This is a genomic window from Leptotrichia massiliensis (assembly GCF_900104625.1).
GTDB classification, from domain to species: domain Bacteria; phylum Fusobacteriota; class Fusobacteriia; order Fusobacteriales; family Leptotrichiaceae; genus Leptotrichia; species Leptotrichia massiliensis.
Map to the genome: position 1 here is coordinate 534,508 of NZ_FNVZ01000004.1, position 16,015 is coordinate 550,522.

At 28.4% G+C, this 16,015-nt stretch carries 17 protein-coding genes and 1 riboswitch; of the genes, 6 read left to right on the plus strand and 11 right to left on the minus strand.

From position 1 onward, the window contains the following. The first annotated feature begins 468 nt into the window (after positions 1–468). On the plus strand, positions 469–768 hold the full coding sequence (locus BQ5344_RS03825) for a hypothetical protein (protein ID WP_036070666.1): 300 nt from the start codon (positions 469–471) through the stop codon (positions 766–768). A gap of 335 nt (positions 769–1,103) precedes the next feature. On the opposite strand, the gene BQ5344_RS03830 is transcribed toward BQ5344_RS03825, so the two are convergent. From BQ5344_RS03830 to BQ5344_RS03850, 5 genes are all read right to left on the minus strand, one after another. Further along, positions 1,104–2,603, minus strand: a complete 1,500-nt coding sequence (locus tag BQ5344_RS03830; protein WP_071124217.1) for a cobyric acid synthase — start codon at positions 2,601–2,603, stop codon at positions 1,104–1,106. A gap of 106 nt (positions 2,604–2,709) precedes the next feature. Further along, positions 2,710–3,204 carry a sodium:proton symporter gene (locus tag BQ5344_RS03835; protein WP_071124218.1) on the minus strand — a complete coding sequence of 165 codons (495 nt, stop codon included), beginning with the start codon at positions 3,202–3,204 and terminating at the stop codon, positions 2,710–2,712. Between the two features lie 16 nt (positions 3,205–3,220). Continuing rightward, complete coding sequence (locus BQ5344_RS03840) at positions 3,221–3,661, minus strand: hypothetical protein (RefSeq protein WP_071124219.1); 441 nt, start codon at positions 3,659–3,661, stop codon at positions 3,221–3,223. A gap of 14 nt (positions 3,662–3,675) precedes the next feature. Continuing rightward, positions 3,676–4,404: an endonuclease gene (locus BQ5344_RS03845; RefSeq protein WP_071124220.1), complete on the minus strand. Its 729-nt coding sequence runs from the start codon at positions 4,402–4,404 to the stop codon at positions 3,676–3,678. A 35-nt stretch (positions 4,405–4,439) separates the two neighbouring features. After that, complete coding sequence (locus BQ5344_RS03850) at positions 4,440–4,829, minus strand: MerR family transcriptional regulator (RefSeq protein WP_071124221.1); 390 nt, start codon at positions 4,827–4,829, stop codon at positions 4,440–4,442. Between the two features lie 87 nt (positions 4,830–4,916). On the opposite strand from BQ5344_RS03850, the gene BQ5344_RS03855 reads away from it, so the two are divergent. Together BQ5344_RS03855 and BQ5344_RS03860 are read left to right on the plus strand one after the other, a co-directional pair. Beyond that, the gene (locus tag BQ5344_RS03855; RefSeq protein WP_071124222.1) at positions 4,917–5,696 is read left to right on the plus strand and encodes an SDR family NAD(P)-dependent oxidoreductase; all 780 of its coding nucleotides are present in this window, start codon (positions 4,917–4,919) and stop codon (positions 5,694–5,696) included. Between the two features lie 75 nt (positions 5,697–5,771). Then, entirely contained in the window at positions 5,772–6,185 is a 414-nt protein-coding gene (locus BQ5344_RS03860; protein ID WP_071124223.1) for a hypothetical protein, read from the plus strand. A gap of 93 nt (positions 6,186–6,278) precedes the next feature. Here BQ5344_RS03860 and BQ5344_RS03865 read toward each other — a convergent pair whose 3' ends face one another. The 6 genes from BQ5344_RS03865 to BQ5344_RS03885 all read right to left on the minus strand — a co-directional run bounded on the left by BQ5344_RS03865 (position 6,279) and on the right by BQ5344_RS03885 (position 12,624). Further along, complete coding sequence (locus BQ5344_RS03865; protein ID WP_071124224.1) at positions 6,279–7,406, minus strand: AAA family ATPase; 1,128 nt, start codon at positions 7,404–7,406, stop codon at positions 6,279–6,281. Then, the gene (locus BQ5344_RS03870; RefSeq protein ID WP_071124225.1) at positions 7,403–8,161 is read right to left on the minus strand and encodes a DUF6414 family protein; all 759 of its coding nucleotides are present in this window, start codon (positions 8,159–8,161) and stop codon (positions 7,403–7,405) included. The genes BQ5344_RS03865 and BQ5344_RS03870 overlap by 4 nt, the downstream gene beginning before the upstream one ends. 18 nt (positions 8,162–8,179) lie before the next feature. Beyond that, positions 8,180–9,361 carry an MATE family efflux transporter gene (locus BQ5344_RS03875; RefSeq protein ID WP_328586164.1) on the minus strand — a complete coding sequence of 394 codons (1,182 nt, stop codon included), beginning with the start codon at positions 9,359–9,361 and terminating at the stop codon, positions 8,180–8,182. Beyond that, a complete protein-coding gene (locus BQ5344_RS12365; protein ID WP_235846104.1) occupies positions 9,331–9,516 on the minus strand; it encodes an oligosaccharide flippase family protein in 186 nt (61 codons plus the stop codon). Before BQ5344_RS12365 ends, BQ5344_RS03875 begins: the two co-directional genes overlap by 31 nt. A gap of 84 nt (positions 9,517–9,600) precedes the next feature. Continuing rightward, positions 9,601–10,839 (minus strand): RluA family pseudouridine synthase, encoded by a 1,239-nt coding sequence (locus BQ5344_RS03880; protein ID WP_071124226.1) that lies wholly within the window; start codon positions 10,837–10,839, stop codon positions 9,601–9,603. 1,119 nt (positions 10,840–11,958) lie between these two features. After that, positions 11,959–12,624, minus strand: coding sequence for a thiamine diphosphokinase (locus BQ5344_RS03885; protein WP_071124227.1), 666 nt, complete (start codon positions 12,622–12,624; stop codon positions 11,959–11,961). A gap of 489 nt (positions 12,625–13,113) precedes the next feature. On the opposite strand from BQ5344_RS03885, the gene BQ5344_RS03890 reads away from it, so the two are divergent. The 3 genes from BQ5344_RS03890 to nikC all read left to right on the plus strand — a co-directional run bounded on the left by BQ5344_RS03890 (position 13,114) and on the right by nikC (position 15,982). Next, positions 13,114–13,854: a sirohydrochlorin cobaltochelatase gene (locus tag BQ5344_RS03890; protein ID WP_071124228.1), complete on the plus strand. Its 741-nt coding sequence runs from the start codon at positions 13,114–13,116 to the stop codon at positions 13,852–13,854. A 19-nt stretch (positions 13,855–13,873) separates the two neighbouring features. Beyond that, positions 13,874–14,056: riboswitch (cobalamin riboswitch) on the plus strand. A gap of 160 nt (positions 14,057–14,216) precedes the next feature. Next, positions 14,217–15,158: a nickel ABC transporter permease gene (nikB, locus tag BQ5344_RS03895; RefSeq protein WP_026745896.1), complete on the plus strand. Its 942-nt coding sequence runs from the start codon at positions 14,217–14,219 to the stop codon at positions 15,156–15,158. 2 nt (positions 15,159–15,160) lie between these two features. Then, the gene (gene nikC / locus BQ5344_RS03900; RefSeq protein WP_083378183.1) at positions 15,161–15,982 is read left to right on the plus strand and encodes a nickel transporter permease; all 822 of its coding nucleotides are present in this window, start codon (positions 15,161–15,163) and stop codon (positions 15,980–15,982) included. Positions 15,983–16,015: the final 33 nt, after the last annotated feature.

The following is a 16,015-nucleotide window of genomic DNA, read 5'->3' on the forward strand; positions in this document are numbered from 1 at the left end:
ATAATAGACCTGTTCGATAATTATATATATATTTAGAATTTAATAAAACAAATATTCTAAAGCAAGGGGTCTTGACCCCTTGTGAAAATAAAAAAACTTAGGTTATCGAACACATCTAATATATTGCGACAAACTAAAAAATATAAAAACTTATTGTAATTTTATTTTTTTAATAGGTAAGATATAAAGTGTTTGATTATAGATTCTGACTCATACTAAACCCCATTTGAAAAAAAGAAAAGAGATTTCCTATTTACTTTCTGACAAGGGGTCTTGACCCCTTGCTAAACGGAATTATAAAAACTCCATTGTTTTAATGGGAAATAGTATCAATTCGTTTAATTTTAAAATTAAACTATGTTCAAAAAAAAAAAAAAAAAAACAGAAAAAACAAATGAGAATTAAATCACAATATTTAGAACATAGAGTACAATAATAAAAAAATTAAATTAAAGGAGTTGAATGTCTATGAAAGTAGTATTTAAAATTTTAGCTTTAATTTTACTAGCATTAACAGTTACAAGCTGTGAATTGTTTGATCCAAGAGAGTGGGCAGAACTTAAAAAAGACGACACTCTGACAGGTAGATATTACGATACCAGAACAGGAGAAACCACAATTGAGAGACCTCATTGTCTTTTAGATAGCAATGGACGTAAGAAAGAGTGCCGTAAAACACCTTATGAAAACAAAAGATTTACAGGTTGTAGCGGATCAAATACAGGTATGTGGGGAATGGGAAGAATCTGTACGTACGAAGATTATTAAACAATTACCCCAAATAATAGTTAGGAGAGATTTTTATGAACAAAATATTTAAAATATTAATTATAGGCTTACTAGGATTGACTTTAATCAGTTGTTCAACGCCAGATGTAATGGGATATGATGGAGAAGGATATTATCGTAATTAAGATAAAAAAAGATATTATTTAATTCATAGATTGACTAGACTGCACCCCCAAAATTATATATAATATAAGAGGTGCAGTTTTTTTATTAAGAGAATTTATACTAAACTCTATTTTGATAATGAATTCATTACAAACTTTTCCTATAAATGTTAAATTACGTTTTCATTTTAATCTATTTGATTTCTTGTCCTACCCCATTATTTCATAAACCTTATCAATATCCACATTTTCTCGCAAAATTTGTGCTAATTTATCGTATTCCCTGTTTTTATATTCTTTGAAACTAAAATCTTCATCGACTTTGTCTAGCCCTTTAAGTTTTCTTACTTCGTTCAGAAAATGATTTGTAAATTCAGAATTGTCAAATATTCCGTGAATATAGGTTCCGACAACATTGCCTTTTACAGCGCCTTTTAGCTTTTCATCGTCAAAGATACATTTTATCTTGGTTTTTTCTTCGTGTACAGGATAACTGTAGCCTTGATGTATTTCATAGCCTTTTATTTCAATGCCATCCATTCCAGCGAGTATCCCATCTGCATTTTTTATTTTATTTTCATACTGTGTTGTTGTTTTTGCTGTTTCCATAACTGTTTCTATGTCTAATAAATCTAAACCTGAAATTTCTTTTAGATTAGACTCAATATTTTGAGGATCCATTATTTTTTGTCCCATTATTTGAAAACCACCACAAATTCCAAATACTATTGTTCCTCTTTTTGCAAGCCTTATAATTTCCCTGCTTATATTTTTATCAATTAAATCCTTCATGTCTTCCACAGTGTTTTTAGAGCCAGGAATAATAATAATGTCCTCATCTCCAAGTTCAGAGCTTTTTGTAACATATTTTAAGGAAACATCGTTATAATGGCTAAGTGCGTCAATATCTGTAAAATTCGATATATGTTTTAGTTTAATAACCGAAATCCGAATTTTTCCTTCTTTTTTCACATTATACTTATCGATTCCCAGACTGTCCTCTTCCTCGATTCCCAGTGGGACAAACGGTACTACTCCCAAAACAGGCACATTTGTCAACTCTTCAATCATCTCAATTCCAGGAGTCAAAAGGCTCTTATCCCCCCTAAATTTGTTTATAATTACACCTTTTATACGTTTTTTCTCACTTTCCTCAAGAAGCATAATTGTCCCATAAATTGCCGCAAAAACACCGCCTCTGTCAATATCAGCAACTAAAATAACAGGCGAATCAGCCATTTCAGCCATTCCTGTATTTACAATATCGTCTTCCTTCAAATTAATTTCCGCAGGGCTTCCTGCCCCTTCCAGCACACAAATATCAAAGTTGTCCCTTATGTGATTGTACGCCGCCATTATATCCTTTTTTAAATTATGTTTATAGGCAAAATATTCCCTCGCATCCATATTTTTGTAAACTTTTCCATTCACAATAACCTGTGATTTTCTGTCTGTTGTAGGCTTTAATAATATTGGATTCATAAATGCCTGAGGCTCGATATTAGCCGCTTCAGCCTGCACCACTTGAGCTCTCCCCATCTCTTTTCCATCCTTCGTAATAAACGAATTTAAAGCCATATTCTGTGACTTAAACGGCACCACACTATACCCGTCCTGATAAAATATTCTGCAAAATCCTGCATTGATTATGCTTTTTCCCACATTAGAACCTGTCCCCAGCAACATTATATTTTTATGTTCTTTTCCCATAAATACTGCTCCTATTTTAAATTTATCTAAAAAATTTATTTATTCCCATTAAAATAATTATAACAGATAAAAATGCCATAAGCAAATTGGATTTGTAAAAAAATTTTTATTTTCTTTTGAATTTTATTTTGTCCAATATTTTCTTGACTTTATCGCTATAAAATGCTCCAATTACAAATGAAACATGCGATAATATACAAAATATATATTTTCTCCCATTTGTCAAACTAGACATTATCGAACTATTTTCATCTTCAAAAATAGCCCTAAACACAAAATAAATAAATATTACAATCATTACCAAAATTAATGCTTTTTTATTCATTTTTTTTAGAAATCTTTTGCACAAATATCCTAAGAAGTACATAATTCCCAATATTATTATCAAGCAAAACAACGAAAACACAATTATAAAAATCTTCAAAATCTGCTCTGGAGCTTTCAACAAAACCCCAGTAGAAAATAATGTAAAAATAAACCAAAACAAATATGCCAACACTGGATATATTGCTGACTGAACTAAAAAATAAATTATTGTAAATAAAATTAATCCTAAAGGATTATTCTGTTTCGTCATAAGTTTGTCTGTATTTTTTTTCATTTTTCTTCTCCTTCTTTTATTTTTTTCTTTTAAATTTTATTCTGTCTAATATTTTCTTGACTTTATCGCTATGAAATGCTCCAATTGTATATGAGATATGTGAGATTGTACAAAAAATATATACTGTTGTCTGTCCCGCCTCAAATTCATTATTATTAAAAATTTTATATATAAAGTAAAGTAAAATTATAATCATCACACCACTTATAAATAATTTATTTATTTTTTGAAAAAAATCTTTACTCAAATATCCAAAATAATACACAAATGCAAGCGCTATTATCAAGGGAATCATCAATATTTCAATTGTATTTCCATAAGAAATCATAAAAGCCATTAAAAATAGAAAAAAAGCTGCTGATATAATTTTTTGAAGAAAAATATAAATTATCGTAAATAAAACTAATACTAAAAAACTTTTTGCTTTTGACATAAATTTATTTTCATTTTTTTCCATCCTTTTTTCTCCTTCTAATCTTTATTACTTTTTGTAATTTTTCTATTTTTTATAAACAGATAAATAATTTCTATAAGCAACATTACACTCCAAAATATCAAATAGAACGCTCTGTCTTTTTTATACTTTGTTTCCAATTTCTTGCTTAATTCTGAATTTAAAGAAATATTTTCATCTAAATCTCCTGTTTTATCTAATTGATATTGATATAAGATTTCTTTTTTACTCCCAAATTTATCAACAAAGTACTCAGCATCCTGTAATTTTATTTCTTTTAAACCTAATCTTTTTTCTAAAGTTTTCTCATCTAAGTTATATTCAATTTTATTGTCATTAATGAAAAAATATGTTTCTGGTTTGACACCATATTTTCCTTCGTAAGAATCTGTTTCTTCTATATAACCAACCCAAGTATTATTAATTTTAGCTAATCCATTTAAATACAAAATCAAATCTTCAAGCTTCGTCTTATCAACAAGTTTATAAACTTCATGCTCTGAATCTGAACTCAAAGTTCTTTTTATCAAAAAATTTTGTGATACTTCGAGTTCACTGTTACGGTTAACTGTATCATAGGGAAAACGAAGATACCTAACAAATAATAATGATAAAATTGTAAATGCGATAAGAAAATTAAACTTTCGTTTTGAAACAAAAAACCAGAAAGTTAATAAAATTAATATTGGAATTATAAAAGGGGATAACAAGACAAAGCCCCAAGTTATATTTGTATCTGTAAGCATATTTACTCCTAAATTTCTATATATTTATGACCCTTTTATTTTTCAGAAATACTTTTTAAAAAACTCTCATAAATCTCAAGTTTATCATCAAGATTTTGTAAATATTTTTGCCACTTTTCAATTTCTATATTTACATATTTTTTATGATTTGTCAAAATTTTCATTCTTTCTTTTATCGTTCCGTTCCCTTCATATCGTAAATCTGAATATTTCTTAATTTCACTTAATTTCATTCCCATGTCTTTTAATCTTTTTAACATTTTTATCCATTCAATATCAGTTTCATCATATATTCTTCTATTCTTTTTGTCTCTTTTTACACGAAACAGCTCCTTTTTTTCATAAAACCTTATTGTATATGGAGTTAAGCCTGTTTTTTCTGAAAATTCCTTTATTTGCATTATTTTTTGTTCATTCTTTTTCATTTTATTTTCTCCTTTCAAAAAAGTTATTGACTTATACTATACTCTAACTGCTATCCTTTATTTATCAAATTTATGGAGGTAATAACTATGAAAACCAAATATACTGTTATAACAGGAGCAAGTTCGGGAATAGGAAAGGCTGTGGCTCTAAAATTCGCAGAAAGAAATAAAAATCTTATTCTGATTGCACGAAGAAAGAATTTACTAGAGGATCTAAAAAGCGAAATTTTGAAGAAAAATCCTAATTTGGACGTTCTTGTAATAGATTTTGACTTAACCGATGTCGATAAAATTTCTGAACTATATTCAAAATTAAAAAATTATCACATTGAAACTTTAATAAACAATGCAGGTTTTGGAATGTATGGCAATGTAAAAGAGCAGCCTTTAAATAAAATTTCAGATATGCTTCATCTCAATGTAGAGGCATTAACTTTGCTATCTTCTTTATACGTCCAAGATTACCACAACGAAAAAGGCTCTCAATTAATCAATATCTCCTCAGCAGGAGGCTACACAATCGTTCCAAACGCAATTGTCTACTGTGCCACAAAATTCTACGTAAACGCCTTCACAGAAGGACTTGCACTAGAATTAAAGCAAAACAACGCACAATTAAAAGCAAAAGTCCTAGCACCCGCCGCAACCAAAACTAACTTTGGAAATGTCGCAACTGGTAAGACTAATTTTGATTATGATAAATCTTATCCAAACTATCATACATCCGAAGAAATGGCAGATTTTCTCATTCAACTTTACGAAAGCGACAAAACTGTCGGTTACATCAGCCGTGAAACTTTTGAATTTAATTTATCCGATGGATTTTTTCAAAATGCGTTTAATTCTAAAAATAATGTGAAATTTTAAATATTAGTTTTTATTATTGATTTTCCTAAAAAAATATTATAAAATATACAAAAATTGTTATTTAGGAGTGATTTTATGAAAAAAATTATATTTGCATTGTTTTTACTGACTTTTAGTTTAAGTTTTTCTAATTCTGATATCAATATAATATCCAAAGAACTTTGGAGATGTCCTTATTCTGTTGATAAAACCTTTAAAGGACTTACCTATGTAAAATTTTTAAATGAAGATGGTAAACCTTCTATTTCAATTAGTATATTAGATAATCGTGCAGCACTAAAAACAGGAAAAGTTGCCCTTGAACTTTCACAATTAGATTATGAAGTAAAAGAAGATGAAAAAACCATCTACTTTACAAATTTAAATGAAAAAACGAATGTCTTTTCTAATTACAAGCTATCTTATTCATTTGATAAAAAGAACAGAGTTAAAATGGATTTATATCGTATTTCAGATAACAAGAAACTTTGCAGTCTTATAACAAATTAAATTATCAAAAATACAAAAATAATCAATAATTTTTAAGCAACGATTTCTTAGTAATTTTCGTTGCTTAATTATTATATTAAAAGCAGTTTGATTCTAATTATTCATATTTTCAAAATCATTCAATTTGTTTTTTAACAATTCTTTTGCAATCAATTGAATTATTATTTTTTCTAATTGTCGTACATTATAAAATTTTTGGATATTATCAATTATTGTATTAAAAATTTTACTTTCTTCAATTATTTTCTGTTCTTCTAAATTTAATTTTATTAAATTTTTTTCATACATTTGTTTTGCTATGTTAGCCATATCATTATAATTTATTGTTTTAAATTCAATAAAATCATCAAATCGTGAATAAATCGCTTCGCCTAATTTTTTCTTTATGTCTAGTAGATTTCTATAATTTGAAGTGCATATTATTATACTATTTTTAAGTTTTACTTCATAATTTTTATCAATTAATATCCCTTCATCAAATAATTGATAAAATGCACTATAAAACGTTGATTCTGCTTTATCAAATTCATCAAATAAAATAACATTACTTTCCCTATTTAACAAATCTCGAGCCAAAGAGGAAATTCCATGTTTTTCTCCAAAAACATAGTCAAAAAAAGAATTATTTTGATACATTGAAAATTGTTTTCGAAAGAGTTTTTCCCCTAAAATTTCAGATAAATATTTAGCTGTTTCTGTTTTTCCTACTCCTGATGGACCATAAAACATTAAAATTAAAGGTTTAGTTTTAAGTTTTTTTATATTTGAATACAAATTAATTAGTAATTTTTCTTTTACATTATTTTGACCAATGATTTTTGTATCAAATTTAGAATTTATTTCTAATATAATTTTTTCATCTATATCTTTAAATTCAAAATATTCTATTTTTATTTCTTTTTTTTTATAACTTTTTTTCAACATTTCAAATATTAATTTTGGAGGATTTTGAAAATACATATCCTCTATTTTATATTCCTCAAGTATAGTCACAAAATCATTCAATGCTTCTTCTTTAATCATTGAGTATTCTTCTGATTTTCCTACCAATACTTCTATTTTTTCTTTTTTTTCTTTATCTTCCTTTATTTCATTTAAATAAATAATATTTCTTTTTTTATCACTTTGTCTTATTAATTCCATCAATCCATGAATTTTTTTTGAGTTATTAGGTATAACTTTTTCAAATGCTACTTTTGGACCAAAATATATAGTTATCATAGAAATACCCCCGCTAAAATAACATCATATACTTCTGCAATAAATTCTATATTTTCTTGCTCTTGTTCTATAAAATTATCTATAGAAATTTCATTATTCTGTGGAAGGAACTCATTTTGTATATCTAATAAATCTAAATTTATTTTGCCTACTTTAATTGCATGATATGTTAGATTCATTTTTAATAAATCCGCTAAAGAATAACTATTTTTAAAAGATGAGAGATTAAATCTTAAAACTTTTTTTATTTTATTTCCTTCTAAAATTAATTCATAATATCCTTTAGCTTTTTCTAAAACCAAATCCATATCTGCGATATTTATTTTTAAATTCTCATCTCCAAATTCTCCATCAGTCATTGCCATATATGGAGTTATTAATTTAAAAAAGGCTAAAGAATTAGGATAAATACTTAATTTAATATTCTCAAATTTTTTAATATCATTATCATTTTTAGAAATTTTTAAATAATCTGTCAAGACTGTATTTGAAACTACTTTATTAATTATTTTTTCACTTTCTCTATTGTACTCATAACCAAATTTTCCTACTTTTAAAGGTAATTTCCATTTAGATATATTACCAATTAATTTAAATATTTCCGGTAATTCTGGTTTTATTTCTACTCCTACTTTATGTTGTGAATCCTTTTTATTAGTATGTGTTTCTAAAACTTTACCATCAAATTTTACATACACTAAATCTGTAGCTGAATTCTCGTCAAAATAAATAATTTTTTTTAGTTCTTTATTCATATTTTATACCTCTTTCCATTATTTTTTTGCCCTCACATACTCATTCCCATAAAACGCAATTCCCAATTGCCCCACCATCACAATCCAAATCAGCGGCTCGCAAATCATTACTCCAAAATAGCCTAATTTCGGAACGATAAAAATTACGAAGATTATTTTTCCAAAAAATTCTATTACGCTGGAAACAAGAGGAATCAATTTCTCTCCAAGAGCCTGTAAAGCGTATCGCAAGTTAAAGAGGATTCCTAGTATTGTGAAAAATGGGGAGGCGATTTTTAGGTAGGTTGAGCCGTTGTGGAGGACGATTTCAGATTCAGAGCCTGACACCAGGTGAATCATGTTTTTGGAAAATAAATATACAAAAATTGTGATTCCGATTGCAAAAACTATATCCATCATATTAGCGTAAAATACGCCCTTTCGGATTCTATCTACTTTGTTTGCACCTTTATTTTGGGAAACGAAAGTTGCAAGTGCGAGCGCTATTGTAGTTAGGGGAATGTTGCAAAATCCCATAAGTTTTCTTGCCGAAGTATGCCCAGCGATAATCAAATATCCAAACCCATTTATCGCATACTGTAAAATCAGCGTTCCCATAAGTACAATCGTAATCATAAATCCCATAGAAAGTCCCTGTCCAAGCAGTTCCTTGTACAATTTTTTATCAAATCTGAAATGTTTTTTTCTAGGTATTAAAATCGGCTCTTTTACGTAAATGTAGATAATACTTAAGATAACTGAAATTGCCTGTGCAATAACTGTTGCAATCGCAACTCCGCCAATTCCCATTTTAAGGGAAGTTATAAAATAAATGTCAAGAAAAATATTTAAAATTGAGGCAATTACCAAAAATACAAGCGACATAAAGCTGTTTCCGATTGCACGTAAAAGTCCTGACGACAGGTTGTAGGAAAAAGTTACGCCAATAAACATTGTTATTATGTTTATATATTCAAATGCTTCTTTTATAATATTTTCAGGCGTATGCAAGATTTTTAGCAGCGGCATAAGAATAAATCGTGATAAAATCATTACTCCCACAGTAATCCAAATTCCAATAACAATCGAGCCAGCCACCGATTTCTTTAAAAGATTATTGTTATTTGCCCCATAATTTCTAGCTATAACTATACTAAGCCCATTTCCAATTCCTAACGCAAATCCAAAAATCAGCTCAAAAATAGCCGCCGAAGCCCCAATAGCCTATCTCCCAAAGTATGCCCCACAATAGCAATATCCGCCATATTGTAAAGCTGCTGAAAAATATTCGACACAAGTATCGGTATCGAAAAAATCAGAAGCGACTTGAAAATATTATAATTTATCAAGTCAACAGAAAAATCAAATTTTTTCATTTTTTGTCCTTTCTTTTTGTTTTTCAAATCGTAAATTTTTTATTCTTATTTTAAAAATAGTTTTTTGGAAAAAATATAATTTTTCTATTTTTCCAAAAATTCTTTCATATCCGAAAAAATTGGTATTTCCAGTTCAACTTCCTTTTTGCTTGCAGGATGTGTAAATTTTACCTTATAAGCGTGCAAAAATTGTCTATTTATTCCAAGTTCTTTATTTAAGCCATTTCCGTAAAGTTCGTCTCCTACGATTGTGTGTCCGATGGATTTTAGATGAACTCGAATTTGATGAGTCCGCCCAGTAAACAGTTCACATTCTACTAATGTTGCATTTTTTTGAGGATAAGTTTTCAAGACTTTTACAGCCGTTTTTGCGTATTGCCCCCGCTCATCAATTATCCTTTCCAAATTATCTCCATCCCGAAAAATCCGTCTTTCAATAACTATTTTATTTATTCCATTTTTTTCCAAAATTTCATTATTAAAATCATTTTTATTTTTCAAATTTAAATTATCTTTTGCATTTTTGCTGTTAAAATCTATATTTTCATTTATTGTAAAATTTATATTTTCAAAATTACTTTTATTTTTCAGATTTAAATTATTATTTTCTTTTTTATTGTTAAAATCTGTATTTTCTTCAATTTTATTATCTTTATTTTCAAAAGTTAAATTGTTCTCTATTTTTTCCATTTCATCGTATTTTTTCATTTCTCCAAAATTAACTTTTTCAATTTCAGGTTTCAAATTTTCCTTTTCCAAATCCTGAATCTTATGTTTTTCCACATCTTTTGCAAGTTCTTGATTGATTCTAGCAATTTCCTTATCATCAATAATTCCATTCACAATCGCCAGATATTTTTTCTCAAAAATCGAAAAATTTTGTAAAAATGCCTGTGCAAAACTGTTTTTGGCAATAATAATCAGCCCAGATGTATTCATATCGAGCCTGTTGTAAAATCGTGGCACTCGAACTTCACCATATTTTTCCAAAAAATGATTTACAATTCCGTTCGCAAGTGTAAAATCAGCTTTTTTCTGTGTCGGATGTGTCAGCAAAAATGGCTCTTTATTCACAACCAAAATATCTTCATCTTCAAAAATAATATCAAGTGGCAGTTTAATCGGCTTAATGTCCGTCCCCTTTTTCTTCTCTACAACTCTCAAATTACCATGTGACGGCAATTTCTTAGTCAGTCTTACCTGCTTTCCATTCAAAAAAACTTCCACATTTCTCAAACTTCTCCCCGAATAATTCTGCACTTCCCGTAAATACTGCGAGATTTTCATCCTCTGATGTTCCTTTTCGATTCTAAATTTTTTCATTATCTATACACATCCTTTTTTATTTTTTATTATTATTTGATAATCTGTTTTTTTAATAAACTTTTAGTTTTAAAAATAAGTTGCTAAACAAATCTATTATTATACCATCTTCCCATTTAAATAATAAAGATTAGAAAATTAACGGAATTAAAGATTTTTTACAAGATTTTACTGTTTACAATCTACGGTGCTTATAAAATATCTTTTAATTAAATTTAATCATTAAATATCCATATAAGGGATTTTATTTAGAGTTATGAAAAACTGCTTATTGTTAATAAATGTTTTTTTATAAAGCAAGGGAAATCAATCGCCATTTCCCTTCATTTCGCAATAATAGTTATTCTAACATATTTAAATAATGATATATTAAAGAGAATGGCGAAAGTGCTACGCACTAACCCTGACTCGTCTAAGCATTTTTTTGAAATATTCCCAAATTTTATTTAGGAAAGTGGTCTGAACTTTATTATTTGGATAAACTTGAAGTACTATGAAAACGAAACTTGCTAACGCTCACTTTCGCGAATAAAGATTAGAACAACTCTATAAAATATATTTGATATAAAGGTTCTGGCGAAAGAAACACATAAATGTGTTTGTTGTTTTCATTCCAAAAAAATTACGACATTCCATACTAAATTATAAAGATTATTATACTTAATTACTAAACCCCATTTAAAGAACGAAATTATTACAAACTTTTCTAATAAAGGGTATAAATCTAATATTTTTAAATAATTAAATTTTTCGATCAAATTCTAGTATAAATAACTCGTCGGAGCATTTTTCTGTGCTGGCAAAACTGTCTGAGCATAGCGAGTTTTTTGTCAGTACAGAAAAATGTCGTAGACTAGCCATAGGTTGTAGGATTTGCGGCAATGAGCAATCCTACGAGAATAAAAAGAAAAACCATAATAATATGAAAAAATATTTATTAATTATAATATTTTAAAAATAATAAAAAATAATTTAATTGAATGATTATGAATTAGCTATTAAACAACCCTATTATAAAAATCTTTAAGATGGATACTTAAAAATTAGATTTAATTTTTTTAACAATACTACCAAACTAATTATTATAAAATTTTATTACTATTTTTAAATGAGGGGGGGTTAGTATAAAAGATTTTTATTATTATTTTTCAAAATAATTATCAGTTTCCCATTTTCAAATTCTACGCTAGCCTCATTTTCAAGAATAACATTGCTCACAAGTCTGGAACTTTCCCTTTTCACATCAATTTTATCTGTTTCAAATTTAAAGCCCTTTAAGGTTAATTTTTCAACTTTTTCACTAATTGGAATGATTGAAAATTCATATTCCTTTTTATTTTTTAGGATAAAAGATTTTTCTGCATAAAAAATTTCTTCATTTTCCTCCAAAAAAACGAGATTTTTATACTTTTCCATTATGAATAAGTTGCTCAAAGTCATGTCAATCCGTTTCCCAAGCCCACCAACAACAAATATTTTCTCAACAGAATTCTTATTTTCCGAAATTTTATTAATTTCTTTTAAAATCAACTCAAAATCTGTAAAATCCTTGTCTTTTGGAAATTTTTTTACTAAAATATTTTTACTTTTATAATATTCCAAAACTTTTTTCTCAATCGAATCCAGATCCCCAACAATAACTTCTGGAATTTTCCCATATTTAAAAGCAAAATTTGCTCCACCATCCGCACAAAAGCAAACTGCATTTTCCAAGACAAGTTTATCCATAAATTCCTGCGAATATTTATATTCCCCATTCAAAAAAATTACATATTTTTTCTCCATTTTTCTCCCTTCAGATTAAGAAATACAATAATATTTACATTATACTTTGTTATTAGATTATTTACAAGATAGTGTTTATAATTGTTATTTTAAAATTATTAATTATAAATTTATTATAAAAATATGAAAAACAAAGATTCGAAATGAATATTGTTGATAAATAGGGGATATTTAAAAAATTTATATTTATATATCTAAATCTAAAAATATTAAAAGACTGTAAAAAAACAGTTGCAAAAAAAACAAATAATTATTATAATGTAGGTATGAAGATGAAATAGTTTGATTGCCAAACTTAAACTAATACAACTATATTAGTTTTAGGATTTAGTCAATCTTAATGGGGTTCAGAAGAATTGAGAAATTGAAGCATAAGTAGGTTAGTAGGATTGTTATAATATTGTAGAAAGGAGGTAAAAATTTAGTTTTAGATAAAATGGAAAATTGAAGGTAAAAAATCTATAACTTTAAGAATGAAAGGAAGTGTCTATGGAAAAAGCAGTTTTAGTAACGAGTTTTGGAACATCGCACAAGGATACGAGAGAAAAATGCCTTGATTTGATTGAAAATGAAGTAAGAGCTAAATATGGAAGTGAAAAAGTGGAAAGAGCCTATACATCGGGAGTTATAAGACGAATAGTGGAAAGAAAGGAAGGAATTCACATATTTGATCAGAATGAAGGACTGGAAGCTTTGAAAAATAAAGGTTATGATGAAATTATAACTATGTCATTGCATATTCTTGATGGAATTGAGTATGCTAAACTTAATGATAAATATGGAAAAATTTCAAAACCACTTTTAGTAAATGATGAAGATTTTGAAAAAGTTGTAAACGACGAAGAGTTTAACAGTACAGAAGGCAATGATGCCATTGTGTTTATGGGACATGGTTCCGAAAGTGCAGCAGACAGTACATATCAACGGCTTCAAGAGGAATATCTGAAAGCTGGGAAAGATAATATTTTCATAGCTACTGTTGAAGGGCAAGTGACAATTGAAGATGTTATTCAAAAATTAAAAGGAAGAGGATTTAAAAAAATATTATTAAAGCCATTTATGATAGTAGCTGGAGATCATGCTAAAAATGATATGGCTTCTGATGAGGAAGATTCTTGGAAAACAATTCTTCAAAATGAAGGATATGAAGTAACGCCTTTATTAAAAGGAATGGGAGAATATGAGTTTATACGTAAAATGTTTATGGATAAATTAGAAGAAGTTTATTAATATAACAAAAGAATAATTTTAAATTTATAATTTTATAGGTGTTGCATAAACTTAATAAGGAAACCAGTTGGAATCTGGTACAGCCACCTCTACTGTGATACTGACGAAAGTATTGAAAAACCACTGAAATATCATTATATTTTGGGAAGGGTACGAGTAGGATGAAGTTAGTCAGGAGACTTGCCTATATAATAAAGTTACATTTTTCGGGAAGGGAAAAATTTAATATATAAAGACTGCTGGAAATTTACATAGATACTTTTCATCTGTTTTAATATATAAAATTTGATTCAACTTTCTGAGTTGGATTTTTTAATTTGTACAAAATATAAATTTTGTAAAGGAGGAAATTTTATAAAATAATGGCAAAGAATAAAAAAATAATAAAATACGTTATACAGATATTAGTTGTACTTTTTGGGATAAGCTTTTTTACATTCTGTCTAATGTATATTTCGCCAGGAGATCCTGCTCAAGTTATGCTTACAGAATGCGGACATCTTCCAACACCAGAGCTTTTAGCACAGACAAGAGCTGAACTTGGACTTGATAAGCCTTTTTATATCCAATACTGGAAATGGCTGTTTGGAGTTCTGCAAGGTAATTTTGGGAAGTCCTATTCGTTAAGAATTCCGGTAATTCAAAAGATAGCACAGGCATTTATTCCAACATTGTCCCTTTCATTTATGGCACTGTTTTTAATGTGCGTAATTTCGATACCGACTGGAATACTTGCGGCTGTAAAAGAAAATAAATGGCAGGATTATTTAATAAGAATGTTGACATTCATGGGAATGTCTGTGCCAAGTTTTTGGTTAGGACTAGTATTTTTGAGCATATTTGGAGTACAGCTGGGACTTGTATCAGTTTCAGGCGGAAATGCTGATTTTGGCTCAATGATCTTACCTGCACTAACAATAGCGATAGCAATGTCTGCTAAGTACATACGTCAAATAAGACACATATTTCTTGAAGAACTTGGAAAAAGTTATGTGACAGGGGCTAGAATGAGGGGAATAAAAGAACGTGATATTTTGTGGAAACATGTATTGCCTAATGCAATGTTGCCTATAATAACGCTTCTAGGACTTTCATTAGGAAGCCTTCTGGGAGGAACTGCAGTTGTAGAGATAGTTTATAACTGGCCAGGAATGGGAAGAATGGCAGTAAAAGCAATATCAGCTCAGGATTATCCGCTAATTCAGTCTTATGTGCTAATAATCGCATTCTTGTACCTGATAGTAAATATCGCAGTTGATATTTCGTATAAATATCTAGATGCAAGAGTTGAGGAGGTAATTTAAACTTGAACAAATTGAAATTTATGGGAAAAAATACACAACTGAAAATATTTCTGGTACTTGCGATTATTGTGGTACTAATTGCAATTTTTGCACCATTTATAGTGCCAAATGATCCTTTTAAACAATTAGCGCCAAGTTTGCAACGTCCATCAAAACAGTATATTTTTGGAACGGATCAGCTTGGAAGGGATTTATTCTCAAGAGTTATATATGGTTCAAGATACTCAATATTCATGACTTTGACTTTGATGTTCATAATTTTTGCTGTAGGAACTATACTGGGAGTGCTTGCAGGATATTTTGGAGGAATTGTTGATACGGTAATAATGAGACTTGGAGATATGATGATTGCATTTCCAGGATTAATTCTTGCCATAGCGATAGCTGGACTTTTGAATCCGAGCGTGAAAAATTCAATTATAGCAATAGCGGCAGTTACTTGGACAAAATATGCAAGGCTTGCAAGAAGTATGGTTCTTAAAATAAAACAGGAACTGTATGTAGAAGCGGCAAAAATAACAGGAAGCAGGGATTACTCAATAATATTTAAATATATAATTCCAAATATGATTACAACGATGATAGTAACAGCAGTTTCAGATATGGGAACATTAATGCTGGAAATAGCAGCACTTTCATTTTTAGGATTTGGAGCACAGCCTCCAACACCAGAGTGGGGAGCAATGCTTAACGAAGGTAGAACAACACTTAGCAGAGCTCCTTGGATGATGATGTATCCAGGGCTAGCAATAGTAATTGTTGTAATTATATTCAATATGCTGGGAGATTCAGTAAGAGATTTGGTTGATGTAAAAAGTGAATAATTTAAAAAAATAAAAAAGTAACAAAAAATAAAA

What these genes read in the sequence shown, in the direction of transcription:
- nikB (WP_026745896.1), top strand. Translation starts at nt 14,217, where the DNA reads ATGGCAAAGAATAAAAAAATAATAAAATACGTTATACAGATATTAGTT.
- BQ5344_RS03890 (WP_071124228.1), top strand. Translation starts at nt 13,114, where the DNA reads ATGGAAAAAGCAGTTTTAGTAACGAGTTTTGGAACATCGCACAAGGAT.
- BQ5344_RS03835 (WP_071124218.1), bottom strand. Translation starts at nt 3,204, where the DNA reads ATGAAAAAAAATACAGACAAACTTATGACGAAACAGAATAATCCTTTA.
- BQ5344_RS03860 (WP_071124223.1), top strand. Translation starts at nt 5,772, where the DNA reads ATGAAAAAAATTATATTTGCATTGTTTTTACTGACTTTTAGTTTAAGT.
- BQ5344_RS03865 (WP_071124224.1), bottom strand. Translation starts at nt 7,406, where the DNA reads ATGATAACTATATATTTTGGTCCAAAAGTAGCATTTGAAAAAGTTATA.
- BQ5344_RS03850 (WP_071124221.1), bottom strand. Translation starts at nt 4,829, where the DNA reads ATGAAAAAGAATGAACAAAAAATAATGCAAATAAAGGAATTTTCAGAA.
- BQ5344_RS12365 (WP_235846104.1), bottom strand. Translation starts at nt 9,516, where the DNA reads ATGAAAAAATTTGATTTTTCTGTTGACTTGATAAATTATAATATTTTC.
- BQ5344_RS03830 (WP_071124217.1), bottom strand. Translation starts at nt 2,603, where the DNA reads ATGGGAAAAGAACATAAAAATATAATGTTGCTGGGGACAGGTTCTAAT.
- BQ5344_RS03870 (WP_071124225.1), bottom strand. Translation starts at nt 8,161, where the DNA reads ATGAATAAAGAACTAAAAAAAATTATTTATTTTGACGAGAATTCAGCT.
- BQ5344_RS03840 (WP_071124219.1), bottom strand. Translation starts at nt 3,661, where the DNA reads ATGGAAAAAAATGAAAATAAATTTATGTCAAAAGCAAAAAGTTTTTTA.
- BQ5344_RS03855 (WP_071124222.1), top strand. Translation starts at nt 4,917, where the DNA reads ATGAAAACCAAATATACTGTTATAACAGGAGCAAGTTCGGGAATAGGA.
- BQ5344_RS03880 (WP_071124226.1), bottom strand. Translation starts at nt 10,839, where the DNA reads ATGAAAAAATTTAGAATCGAAAAGGAACATCAGAGGATGAAAATCTCG.
- BQ5344_RS03885 (WP_071124227.1), bottom strand. Translation starts at nt 12,624, where the DNA reads ATGGAGAAAAAATATGTAATTTTTTTGAATGGGGAATATAAATATTCG.
- BQ5344_RS03845 (WP_071124220.1), bottom strand. Translation starts at nt 4,404, where the DNA reads ATGCTTACAGATACAAATATAACTTGGGGCTTTGTCTTGTTATCCCCT.
- BQ5344_RS03825 (WP_036070666.1), top strand. Translation starts at nt 469, where the DNA reads ATGAAAGTAGTATTTAAAATTTTAGCTTTAATTTTACTAGCATTAACA.